14 protein-coding genes and 1 pseudogene are annotated in these 15,582 nt (G+C 71.7%); 9 read left to right on the forward strand and 6 right to left on the reverse strand.

The window, feature by feature from the left end:
- Window positions 1–70: 70 nt before the first annotated feature.
- Window positions 71–1,627, forward strand: a complete 1,557-nt coding sequence (locus ACWCQS_RS24875) for an MFS transporter (RefSeq protein WP_451006495.1) — start codon at window positions 71–73, stop codon at window positions 1,625–1,627.
- Window positions 1,628–1,658: 31 nt separating this feature from the next.
- On the opposite strand, the gene ACWCQS_RS24880 is transcribed toward ACWCQS_RS24875, so the two are convergent.
- On the reverse strand, window positions 1,659–2,168 hold the full coding sequence (locus ACWCQS_RS24880; protein ID WP_451006496.1) for a MarR family winged helix-turn-helix transcriptional regulator: 510 nt from the start codon (window positions 2,166–2,168) through the stop codon (window positions 1,659–1,661).
- A 107-nt stretch (window positions 2,169–2,275) separates the two neighbouring features.
- Between ACWCQS_RS24880 and ACWCQS_RS24885 the strand changes: the two genes are divergently transcribed.
- Window positions 2,276–3,067, forward strand: coding sequence for a dioxygenase family protein (locus ACWCQS_RS24885; RefSeq protein WP_451006497.1), 792 nt, complete (start codon window positions 2,276–2,278; stop codon window positions 3,065–3,067).
- Between the two features lie 37 nt (window positions 3,068–3,104).
- Here the strand turns inward: ACWCQS_RS24885 and ACWCQS_RS24890 are convergent, their stop codons facing one another.
- A complete protein-coding gene (locus ACWCQS_RS24890) occupies window positions 3,105–3,623 on the reverse strand; it encodes an N-acetyltransferase family protein (RefSeq protein WP_451006498.1) in 519 nt (172 codons plus the stop codon).
- A 192-nt stretch (window positions 3,624–3,815) separates the two neighbouring features.
- On the opposite strand from ACWCQS_RS24890, the gene ACWCQS_RS24895 reads away from it, so the two are divergent.
- Window positions 3,816–4,814 carry a sigma-70 family RNA polymerase sigma factor gene (locus ACWCQS_RS24895; protein WP_388632299.1) on the forward strand — a complete coding sequence of 333 codons (999 nt, stop codon included), beginning with the start codon at window positions 3,816–3,818 and terminating at the stop codon, window positions 4,812–4,814.
- A 478-nt stretch (window positions 4,815–5,292) separates the two neighbouring features.
- Here the strand turns inward: ACWCQS_RS24895 and ACWCQS_RS24900 are convergent, their stop codons facing one another.
- Window positions 5,293–6,312, reverse strand: coding sequence for a MerR family transcriptional regulator (locus tag ACWCQS_RS24900; protein ID WP_451006499.1), 1,020 nt, complete (start codon window positions 6,310–6,312; stop codon window positions 5,293–5,295).
- Between the two features lie 299 nt (window positions 6,313–6,611).
- Window positions 6,612–6,761, reverse strand: a complete 150-nt coding sequence (locus ACWCQS_RS24905; RefSeq protein ID WP_451006500.1) for a hypothetical protein — start codon at window positions 6,759–6,761, stop codon at window positions 6,612–6,614.
- On the opposite strand from ACWCQS_RS24905, the pseudogene ACWCQS_RS24910 reads away from it, so the two are divergent.
- Window positions 6,718–7,363, forward strand: a pseudogene (locus ACWCQS_RS24910) (TetR/AcrR family transcriptional regulator). The gene ACWCQS_RS24905 and the pseudogene ACWCQS_RS24910 overlap by 44 nt on opposite strands.
- Window positions 7,364–7,367: 4 nt before the next feature.
- Here ACWCQS_RS24910 and ACWCQS_RS24915 read toward each other — a convergent pair.
- The gene (locus ACWCQS_RS24915; RefSeq protein ID WP_451006501.1) at window positions 7,368–8,357 is read right to left on the reverse strand and encodes a helix-turn-helix transcriptional regulator; all 990 of its coding nucleotides are present in this window, start codon (window positions 8,355–8,357) and stop codon (window positions 7,368–7,370) included.
- Window positions 8,358–8,419: 62 nt separating this feature from the next.
- Here ACWCQS_RS24915 and ACWCQS_RS24920 point away from each other — a divergent pair, with 62 nt between their 5' ends.
- The 5 genes from ACWCQS_RS24920 (at window position 8,420) to ACWCQS_RS24940 (ending at window position 14,782) form a co-directional block, all read left to right on the forward strand.
- Window positions 8,420–10,000 carry an MFS transporter gene (locus tag ACWCQS_RS24920; RefSeq protein WP_451006502.1) on the forward strand — a complete coding sequence of 527 codons (1,581 nt, stop codon included), beginning with the start codon at window positions 8,420–8,422 and terminating at the stop codon, window positions 9,998–10,000.
- A 210-nt stretch (window positions 10,001–10,210) separates the two neighbouring features.
- Window positions 10,211–10,972, forward strand: coding sequence for a DeoR/GlpR family DNA-binding transcription regulator (locus tag ACWCQS_RS24925; protein WP_451006503.1), 762 nt, complete (start codon window positions 10,211–10,213; stop codon window positions 10,970–10,972).
- Window positions 10,969–11,916, forward strand: coding sequence for a 1-phosphofructokinase (gene pfkB / locus ACWCQS_RS24930; protein WP_451006504.1), 948 nt, complete (start codon window positions 10,969–10,971; stop codon window positions 11,914–11,916). The genes ACWCQS_RS24925 and pfkB overlap by 4 nt, the downstream gene beginning before the upstream one ends.
- 283 nt (window positions 11,917–12,199) lie before the next feature.
- Window positions 12,200–14,407 (forward strand): PTS fructose transporter subunit IIABC, encoded by a 2,208-nt coding sequence (locus tag ACWCQS_RS24935; RefSeq protein WP_451006505.1) that lies wholly within the window; start codon window positions 12,200–12,202, stop codon window positions 14,405–14,407.
- A gap of 120 nt (window positions 14,408–14,527) precedes the next feature.
- Window positions 14,528–14,782 (forward strand): hypothetical protein, encoded by a 255-nt coding sequence (locus ACWCQS_RS24940; protein ID WP_451006506.1) that lies wholly within the window; start codon window positions 14,528–14,530, stop codon window positions 14,780–14,782.
- A gap of 36 nt (window positions 14,783–14,818) precedes the next feature.
- Here the strand turns inward: ACWCQS_RS24940 and ACWCQS_RS24945 are convergent, their stop codons facing one another.
- A complete protein-coding gene (locus ACWCQS_RS24945; protein WP_451006507.1) occupies window positions 14,819–15,565 on the reverse strand; it encodes a DUF6227 family protein in 747 nt (248 codons plus the stop codon).
- Window positions 15,566–15,582: the final 17 nt, after the last annotated feature.

Here is a 15,582-nt window from a genome sequence, read left to right on the forward strand (position 1 = left end):
CCTCTTTTCTCGATCTTTCTCGCACGTTTTCCGTCACGTTCCGTCACGAAGTCCCGAAGTGGGTACCTCCATGTCCGAAACAGCCCGAAAGGCTCCCGGCGCCGCCGCGCCGACCGGCGTCGCCGCACGCGGCGGCGACGCCAACCGCTGGAAGGCGCTCGTCTTCATCGCGCTCGCCCAGCTGATGGTCGTCCTCGACGCCACCATCGTGAACATCGCCCTCCCCTCCGCCCAGAGCGACCTCGGCATATCCGACGGCAACCGGCAGTGGGTCGTCACGGCCTACGCCCTCGCCTTCGGCGGTCTGCTGCTCTTCGGCGGCCGGATCGCCGACAAGTGGGGCCGCAAGCGCGCCTTCGTCACCGGCCTGGCCGGCTTCGCCCTCGCCTCCGCGCTGGGCGGTGCCGCCACCACCGGCCCGATGATGTTCGGCGCCCGCGCCCTCCAGGGCGTCTTCGGCGCGCTGCTCGCCCCGGCCGCGCTGTCGCTGCTCGCCGTGATGTTCACCGACGCCCGCGAGCGCGCCAAGGCGTTCGGCATCTACGGCGCCATCGCGGGCGGCGGCGGTGCCGTCGGCCTGATCCTCGGCGGTTTCCTCACCGAGTACCTGAACTGGCGCTGGACCTTCTTCGTGAACGTCCCGTTCGCCATCGTCGCCGCGGCCGGCGCCTACTTCGTCATCCGTGAGCCCGAGGGCGGCCGCAACCGCTCCCCGCTCGACATCCCCGGCGTGATCCTGTCCACCCTGGGCCTGGTCGCGCTCGTGTACGGCTTCACGCGCGCCGAGTCCGACGGCTGGGGCGACTCCCTGACCGTCTCGATGTTCGTCGCCTCCGCGGTGCTGCTGCTCGCCTTCGTGGTCGTCGAGTCCCGGGTCAAGGCTCCGCTGCTGCCGCTGCGCGTGGTCAGCAACCGCAACCGCGGCGGCATCTACCTCTCCCTCGGTCTCGCCATCATCGGTATGTTCGGCCTGTTCCTCTTCCTGACCTACTACCTGCAGGTCGTGAAGGGCTACTCGCCGGTCAAGACCGGCTTCGCCTTCCTGCCGATGATCGCGGGCATGATCACGGGGTCCACCCAGATCGGCACCCGCCTGATGACCCGGGTCGCGCCCCGGCTGCTGATGGGCCCCGGCTTCCTGGTCGCCGGCGTCGGCATGCTGCTGCTGACCCAGCTGAAGATCGACTCCTCGTACGGCATGCTGCTGCTGCCCGCGATGCTGCTGCTCGGCCTCGGCATGGGTACGGCGTTCATGCCGGCGATGTCCCTGGCCACCCAGGGCGTCGAGCCCCGGGACGCCGGTGTCGCCTCCGCGATGGTCAACACCTCGCAGCAGGTGGGCGGCGCGATCGGCACCGCCCTGCTGAACACCATCGCCGCGTCGGCGAAGACGTCGTACATCAAGGACCACATCGCCGGTGCGGCCACCAAGCCGCAGCAGCAGCTGGTCGGCCTCCAGGGCATGGTGCACGGCTACACCTCGGCGATCTGGTTCGCCGTCGGCATCCTGGGGCTCGCCGCCCTGATCGCCTTCACCTTCGTCAACGCCGGACGGCCGGGCACCACCGAGGTGATCTCCGGCGAGGGCGTGGAGGACGAGGTGCCGGTGCCGGTGGTGGCCCACTGACCGGCCGTACGGCGCGTGGCCGTGCGCTGATCTAGCGGAGCCAGGGCAGGTCCGCACCCGCTTCATCGGGCTGGAGGCCCTCGGCGATGATCTCCATGATCTCGCCGAGGGCCTTCTGCTGTTCCGGGCTGAGCCGCTCGAACATCGCCTGCCGTACGGCGGCCACATGCCCCGGCGCGGTGCGCTTCAGCACCTCCGCGCCCTCGTCCGTGAGCACCGCGAACTGGCCGCGCTTGTCGGAGGGGCAGTCCTCACGGCGCACCCAGCCGTTCTTCTCCAGCCGTGCGATCGCGTGCGACAGCCGGGAACGGGTGATCTTCGCCTGCATGGCCAGCTCGGTCATCCGCAGCCGGCGGCGCGGTGCCTCGGCGAGGCCCACGAGCAGGCCGTAGTAGATGTGCGGCATGCCCGCGTCGCGCTGCAGCTGCCGGTCGAGGTGGTCCTCCAGCAGGGTGGTGGCGTGCAGATAGGCGCGCCAGACGCGCTGTTCCCCGTCGCTGAGCCAGCGGGGCTGTGCGGCCGAGTCGGATGCCGTGTTCATGCAGTCCACTGTACGAGGCATCTCCTTGAATCTTGAACAAGTCGGGCGTACGGTTGGGCTGGAACTTGAGACTTAAAGCAAACTGGTAGTCCCTGGGAGTCGCCGCCATGTCCACCAGCAGCCCGGAGCGCATGCCCGCCCTGTACCTCAGCCATGGCGCCCCGCCGCTCGCCGACGACCCCGTCTGGCCCGGCCAGCTCGCCGCCTGGTCCGCGGACCTGCCCCGCCCCAAGGCGATCCTCATGGTCTCCGCCCACTGGGAGGAGGCCCCGCTCGCGCTGGGCGCCGTGGAGACCGTCCCGCTCGTCTACGACTTCTGGGGCTTCCCCGAGCACTACTACCGGGTCCAGTACGCCGCCCCCGGCGCCCCCGAGCTCGCCGAGTCCGTCCGCAAGCTGCTGCGCGCCCCCGGCACCCCCGTCCAGGACATCCCCGACCGCGGCCTCGACCACGGCGCCTACGTCCCCCTCGTCGAGATGTTCCCGGCCGCCGACATCCCCGTCCTGCAGATCTCCATGCCCACACTCGACCCGGTGCGCCTGATGGACATCGGCCGCAGGCTCGCCCCGCTGCGTGACGAGGGGGTGCTGATCGTCGGCTCCGGCTTCTTCACCCACAACCTCGCCGCCCTGCGCTACGCGGGCAGCGGCGTGCCCAGTTGGTCCTCCGAGTTCGACGACTGGGGCCGCCGCGCCCTTCAGGCCCGTGACTGGGACGCCCTGCTGGACTTCCTGGACAAGGCCCCGGCCGGCCGGTACGCCCACCCGCGCACCGAACACTTCGCCCCGCTCTTCGTCACCATGGGCGCGGCGGAGGCGGGCGGCGAGCTGGACGCGCAGAAGTCGGTGATCGACGGGTTCTGGATGGGAATGGCGAAGCGGTCGGTGCAGTTCGGGTAAGGTGCCGGCCCTTGCCGGGGCGCGGGTGCCCGCCGGGCTACAGCTCCTTCTCGTACCAGGCCACGTCCCAGTAGCGGCCGAACTTGCGGCCGACCTCGCGGTACGTGCCGACATGGCGGAAGCCGAAGCGGGCGTGGAGCCGCTCGGAGGCCTGGTTGGGCTGGGCGATCCCGGCGTAGGCGCGGTGCACGTCCTCGTCGGCCAGCGCCTTGAACAGGGCCTCGTAGAGCAGCGTGCCGATGCCGCGCCGGCCGGTGCCCGGGGCGACGTACACCGAGGTCTCCACCGACGTGACGTACGCGGGTTTCGGCCGGTAAGGGCTGGATGTGGCGTACCCCAGAATCTCCTGAGAGTCCGGATTCGTGGCAACCATCAGCCGGTGCGGGCCGTCTTCCGGGTGGGAGAGCAGCCAAGGGCGGCGCTCTTCCGGAGTGAAGATCGCGGTATCGAAAGTGATGGCCGTCTCACGTACATAGTGGTTGTAGATCGCCGTGAGAGCGTCGAGATCTCCCTCGACTCCCGGCCTGACCTGCACCTCTGTGCGTTCCGTCGGCATCTCGCCTCCCTGAGTGGCGGACAGGGTACTGCATGATCAGAAAAATTGGGGGGCGGGTTGGGAATTCTGTCCGGATTCCAGTCGTTGTTTCCCACGGATGCAGGGCACTCGGAGAGAGTCGCCAAAGACACTCCCCCGATGCCGAGCGTTCAGCAGGACCACCCGCCAGCCCACCATCGCAAGGGAGCACGCATGGCAACCCGTGCCGTCGCCCGTCGTCAGTCCGCCACCGGCGAGACGGTCGACTCGGCAAGCAGTGTTCGCGCCCATGGCGGCGAGATCGCGGACCGCGACCTGGTCGGCATGTACCTCGACGAGATCGCGCGTACGCCGCTGCTCGACGCCGCCAAGGAGGTCGAGCTGTCCCAGACCATCGAGGCGGGGGTCTTCGCTCAGCAGGTCCTCGACGGTGAGGAGGAGTCCAGGACGGACGCCTCCCGCGAGGAACTGGAAGCGCTGGTCGCCGCCGGCGAGCGGGCCAAGGACGTCTTCATCCGCTCCAACCTCCGCCTGGTCGTGGCGGTCGCCCGGCGCTACCCGCGCAGTGGCCTGCCCCTGCTCGACCTGATCCAGGAGGGCAACGCCGGTCTGGTGCGCGCGGTGGAGAAGTTCGACTACCGCAAGGGCTTCAAGTTCTCGACGTACGCCACCTGGTGGATCCGTCAGGCCATCACCCGCTCCATCGCCGACCAGTCCCGCACCATCCGGCTCCCCGTCCACCTGGTGGAGGAACTGGGCCGCATCCGCCGTGTGCAGCGAGAGTTCAACCGTGAGCACGGCCGCGACCCGGAGCCCGCGGAGATCGCGACGGAGCTGGGCGCGACGCCCGAGCGCGTCATCGACGTCCTCGACTGGGCCCGCGACCCGGTGTCGCTGAACATGTCGGTGGACGACGAGGGCGAGACCCAGTTCGGCGACCTGCTGGAGGACACCTCGGCCGTCTCCCCCGAGCAGTCCGTCATGACCCTGCTGCGCAGTGAGGAACTGGACGATCTGATCGGCCGCCTGGACCAGCGCACGGCCTCCATCATCAAGATGCGGTACGGCATCGAGGACGGCCGCGAGCGCACCCTGACCGAGGTCGGCAAGGAGCACGGCCTGACCCGCGAGCGCATCCGCCAGATCGAGAAGCACGCTCTGCTCGAACTGAAGAAGCTGGCCCGCCAGACCGGCTTCGACGCGGCGGCGTAACGGGGTTACGACGTGCCGGTGCTGTGAGAGGGGTGCCCGTGGGGTGAGGCGAGGGCGCGGTGCCGGGGCCGTGGCGGTCGGCGACGCGTGGTGCCTGTGCGCGTACGGTGCCTGAGGGGGCGCACGCCGGTGGCGGAAGACGGCGCAAACATGGCGTGCTCCCATCGCTTCAACTCCCGGGCCCACGGGAACAACCCTTCCGGGCCCTACAGCAGCCAGGCCCGGGACCGCACTCCCGACGCACCAACCGCACCCATGGGCCGACCCCACGCGCCCACCGCACGACCCGACCCACACAGCCAGGTCCCGACGCACATCCCCCCCGGCGCCGGGACCTCCCCAGCCGGGCTTCGGCACCTATCCCCCCCGGGTGCCGAGGCCCGGCTTCTTCTTGTGCCCCTCATGCCGGCCAAGGGAGCCGTCCGGCAACTCGTCACTGTTGTCCGGACGTTCCCATGCTGCTGTCCGGACGTTCCCATCAAGCCACCGCTCGTGCGCGCAGTGCTGCGGCCGCCCAGTCGATCACCGCGGTCAACGGCTCCGGGGCCGGCCAGCCGTTGACGAGGGCCAGCAGGCGGAGATACGTGTCCCAGCGGGGTTCGCGCGCCGCTTCCAGACACTGGAGCAGCCACTGGTGCGGCGAGCTGTGGCCCGGGTGCCCGGAGAGGGGCGAGCACCGGGCGACGAGGGCCGCGACCACCGGATCCGCTTCCGGCGCTTCGGGCCTGGTGCCGGACGCCAGGGCGGTGGATACGACATCCCGCGCGACGGCGACGACGTCGGGCAGGGGCGGGGCGCCGACGCCGCCCGGCCGCCCGGGCCGGTTCACGGCATGCTCCTGGACCAGACGCCGTACGGCCGCACGGAACTCGTCGTCGAGCGACAACTCGGCCAGCTCCACCCACGCCGTCACCTGCTCCTCGGTCGGGTGGCCGGGCAACTCGGGGGTGAGGGAACGCCGGAGCCCGGCCTCGGCGGGGAGGGGCGGGTCGGCCGGGGGAGGGTGGGGTGCGTCGGTCAGGGCGGGCCGGGGTGCGTCGGTCGGGGAGGGCTGTGGTGGTGCCTCGAAGACGGCGTCCAGGAAACCGTCGATCAGGCGTCTCCGTTCCGCTTCGGACAGGGTCGCCAACCGGTGCATGAGTTCCATCTCCTCGAAGGTCGGCTCACGTCTGGCCGCCACGGCGGACAGCACCGCCCGGCGCAGACGCAGCACACTGATCTGCACGTCCAGCGCGGCAGCCTGCTCGGCCGCGACCCGGCCGAGGGAGAGCGGCCGGTCCACGATCCGCCGGATCACCTCCAGGCCGAGGCCGAGTTCGCGCAGCGTCCGCACCAGCGCCAGTCGGGCGACCGCCTCGGGACCGTAGCGGCGGTAACCGGCCGGGGTACGGCTCGCCGGCACCACGAGGCCCTGGTCCGAATAGAAGCGGATCGTCTTGACCGACAGCCCGGTACGCCGGGCCAGCTCACCGATCGAGTACAAGATGCCGGAGTGCATGAGCCCACCTTCCGGTCTCCCCTTGCGGGAGACTCAAGTCTGCACGGGCGGCGGGGTGGTGGGCGGCGTGGGGCGGTGGGCAGCGTGTGGGGTGGTGAGCATCATGGGACGACGGTCCACCCCGTACCTGAACCCCGGGGTGGACCGTCGGATGGCAGATTCTGCCACATGGGCATGAGCCTGCCCGGATGAGCGCCACCCCCGGCACCAACCCTGGCACCACCCCTGGCACCACCACCTGGCACCACCCCCGGCGCCAACCCTCGTACCGCCCCCGGCACCACCTCCAGCGCTGCCCATCAGCCGCTTTCCGCCTCCACCCCGGTCTCGCTGACCGAACGCCGGAAGGCCGAGACCCGGGCGGAGATCGCCCGGGCTGCGGCCGCCCCGTTCGTCCGCCAGGGACTGCGGGCGACCCGCGCCGAGGACATCGCACAGGCCGCGGGCATCGCAGCACGCACCTTCTACCGCTACTTCGCCACCAAGGAGGAAGCGGTCGCCCCCCTACGCGGCAGGCGCCCAGCGCTGGGCGGAAGCGGTCCGCTCGGCCCCGGCCCACCTCGGTGTCCCCGAGGCGCTGGAGCACGCCGTACAACACACCCTCACCCCCGGCGTCCGGGTGTCGGCCGCGTCCTGGGAATGGGTCCGCACCCTGATCCGTCTGGCCGACGCCAGCCCCGCCCTGCGCAAGGTCTGGGCGGAGGTGTGCCAGGCGTCGGAGCGGCCCCTGGCCGAGATCTTCGCGGACCGGATCTCAGCAACTGGCCGTGAACACAGTGGAGTTGGCGGTCACGGAACCGGTGAGGCCGACGCAACCGCAGGACGGCGCGACAATCGGCGCGACAACGTTGCCCCGGGGTCCGCACTCCCCGCGCCGGTCACCCCCGACCTCCGCCTCGCCGCGGCCGTCGCAGGCGTCGCCGTCCGGGTCGCCGTGGAGTCCTGGGCCGCCACCTCCTCCCCGCCCACCGGCCCGGAAGGTCCCGCGGCCCCGGCCCTGCGCAACCTCCGATCCCTGCGGGACTTCGAGTGGGGCGCCGGGGAGGTCTAGGCCGTCACCGACGGGACTCCGCCTCTTGGGTGTTCGCCCCTGCCCGACTCAGCCGCCCAGCCAACTCCCTTACGCGTTCCACCAGTTCACTCGGACCTCGCACGGTGAACTCGTACCCCGTCATCGCCAGCCGCACCGCCAGCCACTCCAGCGGCGCACCGAAGGTGCCCCGCAGCACACAACCGCCCTCGCCGTCGTCCTCCGGCACTCCGAGCCCCGCCGGCAAGCGCGCCGAGACCTGCTCCGCCGTCGCGGCGAACCGCACCGCGAACTCGTAGGTCTCCTGCCGTCGGTGGATGGACTGCCGCAGGTACTCCGCCGCGCTCCCGGTCGGCAACTCCCGTGGCGCGAAACGGACTCCGGTCGCGAACGGCTCGCTCACCCGGTCCACCCGGAAGGTCCGCCAGTCGGCGCGGTCGAGGTCGTAGGCCACGAGGTACCACCGGCGCCCGGTCGACACCAGCCGGTGCGGTTCGGTCAGCCGCCGTGACTCGCTGCCGTCCTTGTCGCGGTAGGCGAACCGCAGCCGCTCGTGCCCCGCCACCGTCGAGGCCATCACGGTCAGCGTCTCCGGCGCGATCGTCGGCCCGTCCCCGCTGGTCAGCGGTGTCGTCGCGACCTGGAGGGTGGACACCCGGTGGCGCAGCCGGGCCGGCAGCACCTGCTCCAGCTTGGCCAGGGCCCGTACGGATGCCTCGTCCACGCCCTCCACCGCATGTCCGGCACCGGCCCGCAGCCCCACCGCGATCGCCACCGCCTCCTCGTCGTCCAGCACCAGCGGCGGCAGCGCCTTGCCGGCGACCAGCCGGTATCCGCCGTCGGCCCCCTTGCTGGCCTGCACCGGATACCCCAGCTCGCGCAACCGGTCGATGTCCCGCCGCACGGTACGCCGGGACACCCCGAGCCGCTCGGCGAGCTCACCACCGGGCCACTCGCGCGGGGTCTGGAGCAGGGAGAGGAGCTGCAGCAGCCGGGCCGGTGTGTCCGTAGTCATACCGAAGAGAATGCCGCACAACTAGGACGGGATCTGACCTATTGCCGCCCTACCTTCACCTCATGACCCCGAACGACAGCAACACCGGCGAGGGGCGCGGGGAACTGCGCGACCAGCCCAGGACGACGGACGGCCGGCACACGACGGCAACTGCCACGGCACTCCCCGAACCCTCACCCGACCGAACCCGCTGGCTGGCCCTGGCCATCGTGATGACCGCGGCCTTCATGGACCTGGTGGACGTGACGATCGTCAACATCGCCATCCCGTCCATCCAGCGCAGCGCCCACGCCTCGGTCAGCCAGATCCAGTGGATCACCGCGGGCTACGCGCTCGCCTTCGCCGCAGCCCTCATCACCGGCGGACGTCTCGGTGACATCCATGGCCGCAAGCGGCTGTTCCTGACCGGTATCGGCGGCTTCACCCTCGCCTCCGCCCTGTGCGGCTTCGCCGCGAACCCGGAGATGCTGGTCGCCTCCCGCATCCTGCAGGGCGGTATGGCGGCGATGATGGTGCCGCAGGTGCTGTCGATCGTGCACGCCACGTTCCCGGCCCGGGAACGCGGCAAGGTGTTCGGTCTGTTCGGCGCGATCGTCGGCCTGGGCGCGGTCTCCGGACCGCTGCTCGGCGCGCTGCTGACGGAGTGGAACCTGTTCGGCCTCGAATGGCGGCCCATCTTCCTCATCAACCTCCCCGTCGGCGTCCTGGCCTGGATACTCGGACGCCGCTTCATCACCGAATCGAAGGCCCCCAAGGCGCTGAAACTGGACCTGGTCGGTGTCGCCCTGGTCTCGCTGGGCCTGCTGATGCTGCTCTACCCGCTCACCCGCGGCCGCGAGCTGGGCTGGCCGCTGTGGGGGTACCTCTGCATGGCCGGCGCGCTCGTCGTCTTCGCGGCGCTGGTGTCGTACGAGAAACGGAAGGCGGCCAGGGACGGTTCCCCGCTCATCGAACTGTCCCTCTTCCGAGTGAAGAGCTTTGCCGCGGGCATCGCCGTACAGACCGTCTTCGGGATCGCGCTCGGCATCTTCTTCCTGGTCTGGACGCTGTACATGCAGATCGGCCTGGGCTGGAGCCCGCTGCGGGCCGGGCTGACCGGCGTGCCGTTCTCCCTCGCGGTGTCGACGGCGGCCGGGATGTCGGTGCAGAAGCTGGTCCCGAGGTTCGGGCGGAAGGTGCTCCAGGCGGGCGCGCTGGTCATGGGCGCGGGCGTACTGCTCTATCTGTGGGAGGCGCACCGGTACGGCCTCGCCATCGCCTCCTGGCAGATGGCCCTCCCGCTGATCGTGATGGGCGCCGGGATGGGGCTGATCGTGGCCCCGCTGACCGACGCGGTGCTCTCCGAGGTGCCGCGTGAGCACGCGGGGTCCGCGTCCGGGCTGATCAACACGGTGCAGCAGATGGGCAACGCGCTCGGCCTCGGGCTCGTGTCGGTGGTGTTCTTCGGCGAGATCGGCGACCGGCTGGCCCCCGCCCAGGTCGGCCCGGCCTTCGTGCACGCCTTCCAGTACGCGCTGTGGTGGGTCGCCGGGATCATGTGCGCGATCTTCCTGCTGATGTCCGCCCTGCCGAAGCGGCCGGCCCAGCAGGCGGAGGCAGCCGAGGAGGAGGCACCGGCGCGGGAGCCGGAGCTGGTGCACTGAGCCGCGCCTGACAAGGGCCCGGCACCTGCGGGTGCCGGGCCCTTGTCAGGCTCCTCTGCAGCTCCGCTGCCCGAGGCGGAAGCCCGATCATGTCCGGTTGAAGCCCGAACCTGTTTACTTTCCGGAAATCCCGGCGTAGCCTCCCGACTGAAACCACACGTTCGGGCATCGGTCAGAAGTGAACGGACATCGAGTCGGAGGCGAGCGGACATGTACGCACCGGAACGGCAGCAGGAGATCCTCCGGCTCGCACGTGACGGCGGCCGGGTGGACGTGTTGTCGCTCGCGGAGGAGTTCCAGGTCACCGCGGAGACGATCCGCCGCGATCTGAAGGCCCTCGACCGCGCGGGCCTCGTCCGCCGCGTGCACGGCGGTGCCATCCCTGTCGGCCGCCTCGACTTCGAACCGGACCTCGCCGAGCGCGAGTCCACCGCCGCAGACGAGAAGGACCGCATCGCCAAGGCCGCCCTCGCCGAACTGCCGACCGAGGGCACGATGATCCTCGACGCCGGTACGACGGTCGCCCGGGTCGCCGCCGCGATCCCGCTGGAGGCCTCCCTGACCGTCGTCACGCACAGCCTGCCGATCGCCGCCCGCCTGGCCGACCACCCGGGCATCCAGCTCCACCTGGTCGGGGGGCGCGTACGGCACCGCACGCGCGCCGCCGTGGACGCCTGGGCGCTGCGCGCGTACGGCGAGATCCGCGCCGACGTGCTGTTCGTGGCGGCCAACGGCTTCTCCGTCGAGCACGGCCTGACCACCCCCGATCTTGCCGAGGCCGCCGTCAAGCGGGCCGCGGTCGCCGCCTCCCGGCGCGTCGTGCTGCTGGCCGACTCCTCCAAGCACGGCCAGGAGCACTTCGCCCGCTTCGGCGACCTGGGCGATGTGGACCTGCTGATCACGGACAACGGGCTGAGCCCCGAAGACGCCGCCGCCATCGAACGCGGCGGCACGGAAGTAGTGCGCGCATGATCCTCACCGTCACCCCCAACCCCTCCCTCGACCGCACCTACGAGATCCCCGCCCTGGAGCGCGGCGAGGTCGTCCGCGCCACCGGCGAGCGCATGGATCCGGGCGGCAAGGGCGTGAACGTCTCGCGCGCCGTCGCGGCCGCCGGCCGGCGCACGGTTGCCGTTCTGCCCCTGGGTGGTGCGCCGGGAGCGCTCATCGCCGATCTGCTCGACGCGCAGGGCATCGAGGTCGCGCCGGTGCTGATCGCCGGAGCCACCCGCTCGAACATCGCGCTCGCGGAGTCCGACGGGGTGCTCACGAAGATCAACGCGCCGGGACCGGAGCTGTCGGAGGCCGAACAGGAACGCCTCCTGGACACCGTGCGCGAACAGTCCCACGACGCCGACTGGATCGCGTGCTGCGGCAGCCTGCCCCGGGGCCTCGCCCCCTCGTGGTACGCCGACGCCGTCACGCGGGCGCACGCCGGGGGTGCACGCATCGCGCTCGACACCTCGGGACGCGCGCTGCTGGAGGCGCTGCGTGCGCGGCCCGACGTGGTGAAGCCCAACGCCGAGGAGCTCGCGGAAGCCGTCGGACGCCCCCTGGCGACCGTGGGCGACGCGCTGAAGGCGGCCGAGGAGGTGCGCGGCATGGGCGCGCGCGCCGTGCTCGCGAGCCTGGGCGCCGATGGGCAGCTCCTCGTCGAGGACACGGGCGCCTGGTTCGCCACCGCGCGCGTGGACACCGTCCGGAGCAACGTCGGCGCCGGCGACTCCTCCCTCGCCGGCTTCCTGATCGCCGGCGGCAGCGGCCCCGAGGCCCTCGCCTCCGCCGTCGCCCACGGCGCCGCCGCCGTCCAGCTCCCCGGCAGCGTCATGCCGACCCCCGCCGACCTGGACCCGTCGGCCGTGACCGTCACCGCCGAGATCCCGCTCGACCGCGAACTGACGGAGCCGGTGTCATGAACGCCCTCCTACTCCACCGCACCCGCCCCGGCACCCGCCGGCTGGGCGCTCGCCCCGCGTCCGCACCCCAGGACGCTCCCACCCGGCCCGGCTCGAAGCGGCGAGGTTCCCCGTTACTCGCCGCTGCCCCCGAGCGGCACGGCCGGCCCAGCCGCTGTGCCGCCCAGGGAATGCCGGGTCTCCCAGGCCCCGTCTCCCGAACGGCCTCATCCCCCCACCGCACCCCCGTCCCCCTTTCCGCCCACGCCTCCCCCCGGGCGATACGCGTGCATAGGAGCCCGCGATGAGCGACATGATCACCGCGGACCTGGTCGACCTCGACCTGTCCGCCGACAGCAAGGAAGCGGCGGCGCGCGCCCTCGCCGAGCGCATGGTGGCCCAGGGCCGGGTGACCGACCTGGAGGGCTTCCTCGCCGATGTGGCCGCCCGCGAGGCCCAGATGCCGACCGGCCTCGACGGCGGGATCGGCATCCCGCACTGCCGCAGCGCCCACGTCACCGAGCCGAGCCTCGCCTTCGGCCGCAGCGCCGCCGGCATCGACTTCGGCGCCCCGGACGGCCCGGCCGACCTGATCTTCCTGATCGCCGCCCCGGCCGGCGCCGACGACGCCCACCTCACGATCCTCTCCTCACTGGCCCGCCAGCTGATGAACACCGAGTTCACCTCGGCACTGCGCGCGGTGACCGACGCGGAGACGGCGGCGGCGCTGATCCGCGGCGACGCGACGCCTAGCACTGCGCAGGCGCCGGCGGAGCCTTCCGAGGAGGGCACGGGCGCGAGCGCCGGCGCGAAGGCCGCGGCGAGCGCAGCTCAGGGCGCCGCGGGCGCCGCGGGCGCAGGCGGCGCCTCTGAAGACTCCGCTGCGGCGTCGGTGGCGGCCTCCGCCGACGCCGCAGCGGGCACCACCGCGCAGGCGCCGGGCGCATCCACCCCGGCGCAGGCGACCCCGGCGGGCGTCGGCTCCGCCGCGGACTCCGGCGAGCGCCCCTTCCGTGTCGTCGCCGTCACCTCCTGCCCGACCGGCATCGCGCACACCTACATGGCGGCCGAGTCCCTGGAGAACGCGGGACGCGAGGCGGGCGTCGAACTCGTCGTCGAGACACAGGGCTCGGCCGGCTTCACCCGGCTGGACCCGGCGGTCATCGCGGCGGCGGACGCCGTGATCTTCGCGCACGACGTCCCCGTACGCGAGAAGGATCGTTTCGCCGGTAAGCCGACCGTCGACGTCGGAGTGAAGGCGGGCATCAACCGCCCCGCCGAACTCATCACGGAGGTGCGCGCGAAGGCGGCGCGCGGCGAGACGAGCGCGGCGGCGCCCGCGTCGGGCGGCACACCGGTCGAGCGCGCGGGCGACTCCACCGAGGGCTACGGCAGCAAGCTCCGCAAGTGGCTGATGAGCGGTGTGAGCTACATGGTTCCGTTCGTCGCGGCGGGCGGCCTCCTCATCGCCCTGGGCTTCGCGATCGGCGGCTACAAGATCAACAAGGCGCCGTCGGTGATGGACCACTTCGTGTGGACCCAGGCCGACAGCTGGGGTGCGCTGTCCTTCCAGATCGGCGTCGTCGCCTTCGGCTTCCTCGTCCCGGTCCTGGCCGGCTACATCGCCTACGGCATGGCCGACCGGCCCGGCCTGGTCCCCGGCTTCGTGGGCGGCGCGATCTCACTGACCATCAACGCGGGCTTCCTCGGCGGACTCGCGGCCGGTCTGATCGCCGGTGGCGTGGTGATGGCCGTCCAGAAGGTGCGGATCCCCCCGGCTCTGCGCGGCATCATGCCGGTGGTGGTGATCCCGCTGATCTCCTCGGCGATCGTCGGGTTCCTGATGTTCGTCGTGATCGGCAAGCCCATCGCAAGCGCCCAGAAGGGCCTGACCGACTGGCTGAACGGCCTCACCGGCACCAACGCGATCCTGCTCGGCGCCCTGCTAGGCCTGATGATGTGCTTCGACCTGGGCGGCCCGGTCAACAAGGTGGCCTACACCTTCGCCACCGCCGGCATCGCGGTCTCCAACCCCAGCGACTCCGCGATGAAGATCATGGCCGCGGTGATGGCGGCCGGCATGGTCCCGCCGCTGGCGATGGCCCTGGCCACCACCGTGCGCGGCAGGCTGTTCACCCAGACCGAGCGCGAGAACGGCAAGGCCGCCTGGGTCCTGGGCGCCTCCTTCATCTCCGAGGGCGCGATCCCGTTCGCGGCGGCCGACCCGCTGCGCGTGATCCCCTCGTCGATGGTCGGCGGCGCACTCACCGGCGCCCTGTCGATGGTCTTCGGCGCCACCCTGCGCGCCCCGCACGGCGGCATCTTCGTGATCCCGCTGATCGGCAACCCGTTCCTGTACCTCATCGCCATCGCGGCCGGCGTCTGCGCCACCACGGCCCTGGTCGTGCTCCTTAAGGGCATGCGCAAGCAGACCCCGGAGACCACGGCCACCGACCCCGCCGCGAACGCGGCCCGCACGACGAAGGAGCCCAAGCAGCCCGTGGCGGCCTGACCACCGCACCGCCCCCTGCCACGCCTTGTCCCTTTAGTTCGCTGTGAGTTGTTCACGGCACCTGCGAGATACGTCACGGTCCGGGGCCAAAGTCCCGGACCGTGGTGTGTACTGGCGTGTATGCCCGAGCATCTCTCGACTCTCCAGTTGGCCGGCGCGGCCGTCCTCACCCTGGCCGGCGTGGCCTGGGCGATCGGCGTCGTACGCCTGCTGCGCCGCTTCCGCGCGGCGGCCCTGAGAGAGCTTCCGGCTCCTCGTCTCCCGTTCCTCCCGCCCCAGCCGCAAGCCGGCCCCGCGTGGGAGAAGGTGGAGCTGACGCCCGCGGAACAGGACGCCTTCGCCGGACTGATACGGCGACTCGGCAGCGATCACTGACGGACAAGCGCCGTCATCCGCTCCGCGGCACGCGCGCTAACCCTGCCGCGCCGCGCGTCGCTCCATGGCGTCCCGCGCCGCGTCCTCCGACATGTACACCTCGCACATGTGCCGCCCGTCCGGCGTCGCCGTGTGCTCCACCTCCCACAGGGAGACCTCGCTGCCGTCCGGCAGCAGGAACGCGTGCTCGTACAGCGCGTAGCTCAGTCCCGCGCGCCCGGCGCGCCCCGGGCGCCCGAACGCCTGCGTGATCTCGTGCGCCGTCGCCGTCGCCAGCAGCGCCGCCGTCTGAGCACCGGGCCGGTCCGGATTCTCCGCACGGCGCAGAAGCCTGCGCGCGTGGTCCGCCGAGTCGTCGGCGGCGAACACGTGCCGGGGCTCCGGAACCGCCCACAGCCGCATCAGCGCGGGCAACTCGAACTCCGGTGCCTCCGGCGGCATCCCGAGCCGCGCCGTGGCCGCCTGCAGCTCCTCCTCGTCGACGTACACCTCGCTCTCCGGAGCGCCGCCCGGGGTGGGGTTGTGCGCGAGCTCCCACAGCGTGACCGCGGAGCCGTCGGCGAGCAGCCAGGTGTGCCGGTAGGTCTCCCGGTGCAGTCCCGCGCTGTGGTAAGCGGAGTGCAGCGAACTGTCGTGCGCCAGCGCGCAGTCGAGCTGCCGTATCACCTCGTCGGGCAGCTCGAAGGAGTTCAGGGCACGGCCGAGGAGCCGCTCGAGATGCTCCTCAGGAGACTCGGGCGACTCGGCTGGTTCGTACGCTGCCGTCTCGTACGGAACGCTCAAGACATCTCCCGGCGTTG

This window comes from Streptomyces sp. NPDC002076 (genome assembly GCF_053593835.1).